Source organism: Psychrobacillus sp. (assembly GCF_056205495.1).
In genome coordinates this window covers 1-7,906 of sequence record NZ_JBAEAP010000272.1, presented here as the reverse complement: position 1 = coordinate 7,906, position 7,906 = coordinate 1, and the positions used below count along the sequence as shown (strand labels likewise).

Annotated in this window: 8 protein-coding genes and 1 pseudogene; 7 read left to right on the top strand and 2 right to left on the bottom strand. The window is 35.9% G+C overall.

Annotated features, from left to right (window positions below; all coding sequences use genetic code 11):
• The 4 genes and pseudogenes from AC06OU_RS07945 to AC06OU_RS07930 form a co-directional block, all read left to right on the top strand.
• Positions 1–436, top strand: a pseudogene (locus AC06OU_RS07945) (SAM-dependent methyltransferase); the annotation flags it as partial.
• Between the two features lie 79 nt (positions 437–515).
• Positions 516–1,136 (top strand): helix-hairpin-helix domain-containing protein, encoded by a 621-nt coding sequence (locus AC06OU_RS07940; RefSeq protein ID WP_475855089.1) that lies wholly within the window; start codon positions 516–518, stop codon positions 1,134–1,136.
• 68 nt (positions 1,137–1,204) lie between these two features.
• Entirely contained in the window at positions 1,205–1,786 is a 582-nt protein-coding gene (locus AC06OU_RS07935) for a ComE operon protein 2 (RefSeq protein WP_475855088.1), read from the top strand.
• 113 nt (positions 1,787–1,899) lie between these two features.
• The gene (locus tag AC06OU_RS07930) at positions 1,900–4,050 is read left to right on the top strand and encodes a DNA internalization-related competence protein ComEC/Rec2 (protein ID WP_475855087.1); all 2,151 of its coding nucleotides are present in this window, start codon (positions 1,900–1,902) and stop codon (positions 4,048–4,050) included.
• Between the two features lie 50 nt (positions 4,051–4,100).
• On the opposite strand, the gene AC06OU_RS07925 is transcribed toward AC06OU_RS07930, so the two are convergent.
• Complete coding sequence (locus tag AC06OU_RS07925) at positions 4,101–4,235, bottom strand: YqzM family protein (protein WP_169358045.1); 135 nt, start codon at positions 4,233–4,235, stop codon at positions 4,101–4,103.
• A 154-nt stretch (positions 4,236–4,389) separates the two neighbouring features.
• Here AC06OU_RS07925 and holA point away from each other — a divergent pair, with 154 nt between their 5' ends.
• Positions 4,390–5,394, top strand: a complete 1,005-nt coding sequence (gene holA, locus AC06OU_RS07920; RefSeq protein WP_475855085.1) for a DNA polymerase III subunit delta — start codon at positions 4,390–4,392, stop codon at positions 5,392–5,394.
• A 194-nt stretch (positions 5,395–5,588) separates the two neighbouring features.
• On the opposite strand, the gene rpsT is transcribed toward holA, so the two are convergent.
• The gene (gene rpsT / locus AC06OU_RS07915; RefSeq protein WP_169358047.1) at positions 5,589–5,837 is read right to left on the bottom strand and encodes a 30S ribosomal protein S20; all 249 of its coding nucleotides are present in this window, start codon (positions 5,835–5,837) and stop codon (positions 5,589–5,591) included.
• Between the two features lie 159 nt (positions 5,838–5,996).
• Between rpsT and gpr the strand changes: the two genes are divergently transcribed.
• Both gpr and spoIIP read left to right on the top strand, forming a co-directional pair.
• Positions 5,997–7,007, top strand: a complete 1,011-nt coding sequence (gene gpr / locus AC06OU_RS07910; protein ID WP_475855083.1) for a GPR endopeptidase — start codon at positions 5,997–5,999, stop codon at positions 7,005–7,007.
• A 54-nt stretch (positions 7,008–7,061) separates the two neighbouring features.
• The coding region (gene spoIIP, locus AC06OU_RS07905) for a stage II sporulation protein P (protein WP_475855082.1) at positions 7,062–7,906 on the top strand (845 nt) is incomplete at its 3' end.

Here is a 7,906-nt window from a genome sequence, read left to right as displayed (position 1 = left end):
TGCAGTGATAGCGATAGATTCATTAAACTATCTGGAAACTTTAGAAGAGGTAGAACAAACCTTTCTACAGGTCTATTCTACATTGAATGAAGAAGGTCAGTTATTCTTTGACATTCATTCGGAATATAAAATGAATCATATATTTCCTGATGGACCATTTACATATGAAGATGAGCAGGTAGCTTATATATGGAACACGGAGCAAGGAGAAGAAGAACATTCTATTTACCACGATATTACTTTCTTCGTCCGTGATGCTGCATCAGGCTATTACGAAAGATTTGAGGAATCCCATTATCAAAGAAGTTTTCCTCTTGAAGTTTATATAAAACTTTTAGAGCGTGTAGGATTTTCGCAAGTTTATACGGAAACAAATATTTTTGACGAACAGCCCACCGATGAAATTGAAAGATATTTTATACGTGCAGTGAAATAACTCTTTTCAAGAAGAGGTAAATTTGGTATATTTTGTACATCTCCATATCATTTACCTCTTTAAGAAAAGAGGCTGATGCATGATCCCCAAGATTAAATCTAGTAAGCTTAAAAAGCTGATACTCCCTATTGGAGTATTAACTCTCCTAGTGTTTCTATTTCTTCAAAAGCAATTTTTTTCAGCTGTCCCCTCGGCTGAACCAATACAACCCTCCCTTTTAGACGATACAAACTTACAAGAAACTGTAGAAACAATAAACAGTGAAGAAGATAACTCAATATTTATAGAAGTTAAAGGAGCTGTCCAAAATCCAGGAGTCTATGAACTCGAAAATGGTGATCGGGTGTTAACTGCTATAGAACTAGCGGGTGGGTATCTGCCTGAAGGTGATAGTAAAACTATCAATCATGCTCAAAAAGTAGAAGATGAGATGATTATTTATGTCCCTTTAGTTGGTGAAGAAGTTGTAACCCCTGCTAATTCCTCTACCAGTTCATCTGAAAATCAGTTAATCAACATTAATAAAGCAGATATACAAGGCTTGTCCTCTTTACCTGGAATAGGTCCGGCAAAAGCTGAAGCTATTATATCTTATAGAGAGGAAAATGGCGGTTTTAAATCTGTTCAGGATTTAATGGAGGTTACTGGAATCGGTCAAAAGACTTTTGAAAAGCTTGAAACTTATATCACTGTTAAATAAAAGGCTTGATTGAAGTTTATCCATGAAAGATTTAAACTAAAAGAAGTATTATTTAGGGGGTATTTAATATGGAGAGAATTACGTGGGATCAATTTTTCATGGCACAAAGCCACTTATTAGCACTAAGAAGCACATGTACGCGCTTAGCAGTCGGAGCTACCATTGTAAGGGATAGAAGAATCATGGCTGGGGGATATAATGGATCCATATCGGGTGGGGAGCACTGTATCGATGATGGATGTTATGTAGTTGATAATCATTGTGTTAGAACAGTGCACGCTGAGATGAATGCTCTTTTACAATGTGCCAAATATGGTATTACAGTCGGTGGAGCAGACTTATATGTGACACATTTCCCATGCTTACCTTGTACGAAATCAATTATTCAAGCTGGTATTACAAGATTGTATTATGCGCAAGATTATAAAAATAATTCCTATGCAATAGAATTACTGAACAAAGCAGGCGTAGAGACCATTCATGTGCCCTTTGACGAGCGTAAGATTGATTTCCTTAGTGATGAGAAGGTCACCCTTTATATGGAGCTTATAACGAAGCTAAGGGACAAGGGGGCAAGTGAGGAGGAACTTCTGCCTTATGAGAGGAAGGTGGCAGAATTATTTGGTTTGGAGGAATCCAAGGTAATGTAATCTATGTAGCCTTGTCCATTTTACTTGCTACTCTAGCAGCATTTGAATCGACAAGGCTACTAATCTTATTCGTGCTATTATTCTGTTGGTTTATTTATAGGCAAATTTCGTTAATGTTAACTGTTACTATTATTTCTATAGGCTTCTTTACTTTCTTTTATGTAGATCATATAAATCCAGAAAAGGTCGAACATAATGACGTAAAAACGATTACTTGGACGGATAACTATCGTATTAACGGAAGATTTATAAGAGGCTTTGCTACTTCAGATACAAACCAAAAGTGGTATGTTCAGCTAAAAATATTAAACGAAGGCGATAAAGACTACTTTTCTAATAACTCTTTAACTGGTATGGAGCTACAAGTTAATGTGGATAAGGCTATAGAAGGACCAACTTCGCATAAATATTCTTTTGACATAGAAAAGTATATAAAGAGTCATGGGGCTATTGGTCAAATAGCTGTTGAAGAATATAAAATGTTAACTCTGAAGACTGGATTTAGTACTTATATGGCTAAACAACGCTTCAAACTAAAGCAGCATATCCAACTTACTTTTCCAGCAAGCCTCCAAGCCGAAGCTGAAGCTTTACTAATAGGGAGCAGAGAAAGTATGCCTCTAGATCTTCAGGATGCATATCTGACCCTAGGTATTACTCATTTATTTGCAATCTCTGGCTTACATGTGGCATTAGTAGTTATGTTGCTCTATGAAGTAATGGTGCGTCTAGGTGTGAGACGAGAAACCGCAAATTGGCTTTTAATTTTAGCATTACCCTTATACGGATTTATTGCAGGAGGAGCTCCCTCGGTGTGGAGAGCTGTATCTGTAACAGAAATTTTGTTGATCAGTAGTCTAATAAAAAATAAGTTAATCATTTCAGATGCATTTTCTTTAAGTTTCATTTTATTTTTGTTTTTCTCTCCTTGGGTTGTTTATCAAACAGGCTTCCAATTATCCTACTTAGCTGCATTTTCACTTATATTTTCCTCGAGCTTGTTAAGATTAAGCAATAATCCTTTAGCTCAGTCCTTTCTTATTACAGCTATTTGTCAGCTGATGGTATACCCTCTCTTAATCTATCAATTTTATGAGATTTCTCTTTCTTCTTTTTTATCCAACCTTTTGTTTGTTCCTCTATTTTCATTTGTTATACTACCAATTAATATTTTTATGCTCCCTTTGACTTTTCTTTCTCCCATAATCAGCAATATTATCTTTCGAATCTATGAGCCACTACGAATTTGGCTAGATGATTTCATCATTTTTTTAGGTGCATTGCCATTTCAAATGTGGAATCCTGGACAGCCTGAGCTTTGGTTAGTCGTGATGGCTTATATAAGTATTTTTATTTTTTTCATTTTAGTAGAGAACAAATCTAAGGTTTTTCTATCACTCTGCATTCTTTTTGTACCAATCGTTATACTCCATTTATATCCCTATTTTGATACTAAAACTAGAATAACTTATTTAAACGTAGGGCAAGGAGACTCTATTCTTATCGAAATGCCTAAAAGGGAGAAGGTTATTTTAATTGATGCAGGTGGTTTATTAAGGTTTGATCAGGAAGAATGGATGGAAAACAAAAATGTGTATGAGGTTGGTAGACAAGTCGTCGTCCCTTTTTTAAAAGGTAGAGGTATCAGTAAAATTGACGTAATGATTTTATCTCACGCCGATGCAGACCATATGGAGGGAGCAGAGGAGATTCTTCAAGAGATAAAAGTTGAGGAAGTACATATTACTCCAGGTTCTTATGGGGAAGATGCTATGAAAGATTTAAGAGAAGAAATTAATAAGCAAAGAATCTCAGTTTTTGAGAAAGGGGCGGGAGACATGATTGAGTCGTCCTATTATCAGCTTATTTATTTATATCCAAAGGATGTAAACTATGAAGGGAATGATGATTCTTTAGTGCTATCTATGGAAAATGCATATTTTAAGGGGTTGTTTATAGGAGATTTAGAGAGCAAAGGAGAGCAAGTGTTAGCTACAGAGTATTCCAAGCAGATTGAGGGACAAACCATACTTAAGCTTGGACACCATGGTAGTAAAACTTCTAGTACGCAGCTTTTTTTGGAGAGAGCTAATCCTAAATTTGCCATAGTTTCTGCCGGGTTGAATAACCGTTATGGACATCCGCATCCTGAAGTTGTAGAGCGTCTTAACAAATTGGACATACCCTATTTTCAAACAGGGAGGGATGGGTCAATTGAGGTTATAATAACGAAAAAAGGGGAAGTAACTATTTTTCCACATTAGAATAGAGAAAAGGGTCTTGTCTATATACTAGACAAAACCCTTCTCATGAATTATCGAGCAAGAAACTCAATAACTACTGCAATTACAAACATAATTGTAAAAAATCCAAAGGAGACTACAAAACCTACGCCAGAATCGATAGCGTCATTACGCTTCGACTGTACATTTTGTTCAAACTCATTCATTGTTACCCCTCCTATTTCCACATAATTATATAGGATAGCGCAAAAAAAATCTACACACAAACTTTTCTTTTTCGCTATAAATACATAATGTCACAAAGTTTTCACTACAATTGCGTTATAATAAATATACTAATGATGAGCAAGGAGATTCAAAATGATTTCAGAAAAATGGATGCAAATCTCTAACGGTATAATATCTAACGTCTATTTATTATATGGCACGGAAGCATATTTTATCGAAGAAACAATAAAAAAATTAAAGAATAAACTCGAAGAAGATGGAGAGGCTGAAGTCATTTACTTCGACTTAGAGGAAAAAAACATCGAACATGTCATTTACGAGGCAGACACACTTCCTTTTTTCTCTGAGAAAAAGTTAATAATCGCAAAAAATGCATTTTTCTTAAAAGCCTCGGAAAAAGGCAAAGAAAAAATTGTTCACGATACGGCTCTACTAGAAAGTTGGCTTAAAAATCCTTCTTCCACTGCCATTGTTGTGTTTGTAGCACCTTATGAAAAGCTGGATGAACGCAAAAAGATAACAAAGGCTATAAAGCAAACAGCAAATGTGATTGAGGCTGCGGGTCTACAAATTCATGACTTAAAAAGCTGGGTGTTGCATGAAGTTTCAAATGAAGGAAAAACGATTACAGATGAAGGTATAGAACGACTAATTGAAAGTGGGGGAACAAATTTAGTTCACCTAAGAACAGAAATCGCTAAAATCTCGACATATATCGGAGAAGAGAATGAGATTGATGCAGATACCGTCAAATCTTTACTTGTCAGAACGCTAGAGGAGGACGTTTTCACTTTAGGGAACGCGTATTTATCTGGACGAAAGAGTGAAGCAATGGCGATTTATCATGATTTACTTAAGCGTAAGGAAGATCCTTTGAAGCTAAATGCCTTGATTGCTTCTCAAGTGCGATTAATGATTCAGGTGAGTCATCTAAAGAAAAAAGGCTATCATGCGCAACAAGTTGCATCTCAATTAAAAGTGCACCCTTACCGAGTGAAATTGCTATTCGACAATCCACTGTTACACCAAGAGGAAAAGCTCTTAAATACATTAAATGACTTGGCTACAGTAGATTTGCAGTTAAAGTCCTTGAATACAAATAGAGACCGTATTCTTGAATTATTTTTGTTAAAATAATGGCATCTGGTTTGAAAGATTAATTTGTCAGTTCGACGGGGGAGTATAAGGAATTATTTTTATGACAAAAATAATATAGAGCTTGGAAATAGTTCTCCAAGCTCTTATACTATTCCTAAAAACTTCTTAGAAAATATGATTTAATGAAAAAAATAAAGACTGACCGAGTTTAACATCGGAACAGTCTTTTTTATTTACGCTTTTTTCATTAATTGAGCTTTCTTACGAGAAGCTGCGTTTTTATGAATTAAACCTTTAGAAGCTGCTTTTTCAACTTGTTGAATCGCAGTTTTAATAAGTTCTTTTGCGTTTTCATCGTTATTAAGTGCAGCAGTGTCAGCTTTTTTGACAGCAGTACGCATAGCTGATTTTGCTTTTGCATTTTGAGTGTTTAAAGTCTCATTTTTCTTAACACGTTTGATTGCAGATTTAATGTTTGGCATACCTTTCACCTCCTAGTAAGGTCTGAGATGATACATTTTGTTGGTAACTGAATTTATACAACAAGCATTATTTTAACAAACGAAAAAACAAATTGCAATATATAAATGCAAAGAATATTTACTTGACACTTTGAACAAACTATTTTGGAGGTGATTATTATGTGGGGAAGAACAGACTTAATCGATGAATCCGATGAAATGGTAAAGCACCGTTCGGAAAGTCAAAAAGACACTTTGGATAAATCCAAGGGTATAAAATTTGAGGAATCTCGTAATGGCGCTGTATTGGTTACATCGATAGAAGTGGATGCAGAAGGGGAGAAACAGATAGGTAAAAAACAAGGGAAATATATTACCTTGACGGACCTGACTTTAAGTCCAGATGATGAAAAAAGTTTTGAGAATATCGCTAGGACCTTTATTGACCATCTCCGGGATATGCACAAAGAGATTACACTTACAGACCAATCCAAAATATTAATCATTGGTCTTGGAAATGCAACCATTACCCCGGATGCAATTGGTCCAAAAGCAATCGAGTATCTTCAAAATTCATCTTTGACCAATAATGAACGAGTAAAAGTAGTCATGTACGCACCAGGTGTTACTGGTCAGACAGGCTTTGAAACAAGCGACTTTGTAAGTGCTATTAGTGAAGCATTTCAACCCGATTTAATTATAGTGATGGATGCCTTAGCAGCTAGAAATAGCGAGCGTTTATGTAAGACAATCCAAATAACGAATACGGGCATCCACCCAGGATCAGGAGTAGGGAATCAGCGTAAGGAAATTTCTAAAGAAGTATATAACGTTCCAGTCACAGCAATTGGAGTACCTATGGTGGTGGATGGGCCAGTTTTATATGCAGATGCGATTGAACAGGTTATTCATCATGTGGCGGCACGTGTAGAGGAAAAAGGAAAACCATCTTCAGCATTAGCCGTTACTCCTATGGTTTCTAATAAAACGAATATAGATAAAAAAGTCCTTGAGCCAATATTTGGTGAATGGGTTGGTTGGTCGACTGATGAAAAAAGAAAATTATTTGAAGAAGTATTTGTTGGAAAAAATCCATCCTTATTTGTAACGCCGAAGGAAACAGATTTATGGGTGGAACAGTACGCGTATATGCTTTCTACGGGGATTGAAACCTGGCTTGTAAGTAAATAGGTCGTTCTAAAAATTCTTCTCTTCTCATACGATTGTGTGAGGAGAGTGGAACCTATGACTAATACGTTAAAGAAGCTAACTACGATTTTATTACTCTTATTTTTGGCGCCTATTATTATTGCAACAGTCCAAACACCTCTAAGCATGGACGCAACAACTGAAAAAACAGTAGAAAAGAAAAAAGAGGATATCCCGGTTGTTTATGCGGCACAAATTGAAACACCGCCGGTAACTGAGACCGAAACCGAAACTGAAACGGAAACTGAATCAGATCCGGTAGCAGAGATTTTGCAACCGCCACGAAAAGCTTTCGTATACTTTACCCATTGGCAAGAAGCTTTTAAACCAATTTTAGCTGCCAGCGGAGAAAAAATTGAAATCTATCATCCAGAAAAAAATATTACTAATTTTCAAGAGCAAATTACTGCTCAGTTTGCTTTTCATAATGTAGAAACTGATTTTCTAACAAGCGATAATCCACATGGCACAAAAGATTATCACTCGGTTAGACCTCTAGTCCAGAAAGCCTTATCTCAAAACAATTATGATATTGTACTAGATATCCACCGAGACTCTGCAAAAGCAAAAGTGACAACGTTAAAAGTTGGAGAAGAGAGCTATGCAAAAATCATGCTTGTTGTAGGTGGCGAGCATGCAAATTATAAATGGAATGAGCAACTAGCTAATAAACTATCGGAACAAATGAATACACTAGTCCCAGGTATCTCAAGAGGCGTTTTCCTGAAAACTGGAAAAGGTGTAGATGGAGTCTACAATCAAGACCTAAATAAAAACACTATACTTATTGAATTAGGTGGCATTGAGAGTACAGAAGTCGAACTAAATAGGACCATTGCAATCTTAGCGAAAGCAGTTTCAAATGTTTTTGATCAACAAAA

Excerpts from the sequence above, each read along its gene's own strand:
- AC06OU_RS07940 (WP_475855089.1), top strand. The coding sequence starts at position 516 with ATGATCCCCAAGATTAAATCTAGTAAGCTTAAAAAGCTGATACTCCCT.
- rpsT (WP_169358047.1), bottom strand. The coding sequence starts at position 5,837 with ATGCCAAACATTAAATCTGCAATCAAACGTGTTAAGAAAAATGAGACT.
- holA (WP_475855085.1), top strand. The coding sequence starts at position 4,390 with ATGATTTCAGAAAAATGGATGCAAATCTCTAACGGTATAATATCTAAC.
- AC06OU_RS07925 (WP_169358045.1), bottom strand. The coding sequence starts at position 4,235 with ATGAATGAGTTTGAACAAAATGTACAGTCGAAGCGTAATGACGCTATC.
- gpr (WP_475855083.1), top strand. The coding sequence starts at position 5,997 with ATGTGGGGAAGAACAGACTTAATCGATGAATCCGATGAAATGGTAAAG.
- AC06OU_RS07935 (WP_475855088.1), top strand. The coding sequence starts at position 1,205 with ATGGAGAGAATTACGTGGGATCAATTTTTCATGGCACAAAGCCACTTA.
- AC06OU_RS07930 (WP_475855087.1), top strand. The coding sequence starts at position 1,900 with ATGTTAACTGTTACTATTATTTCTATAGGCTTCTTTACTTTCTTTTAT.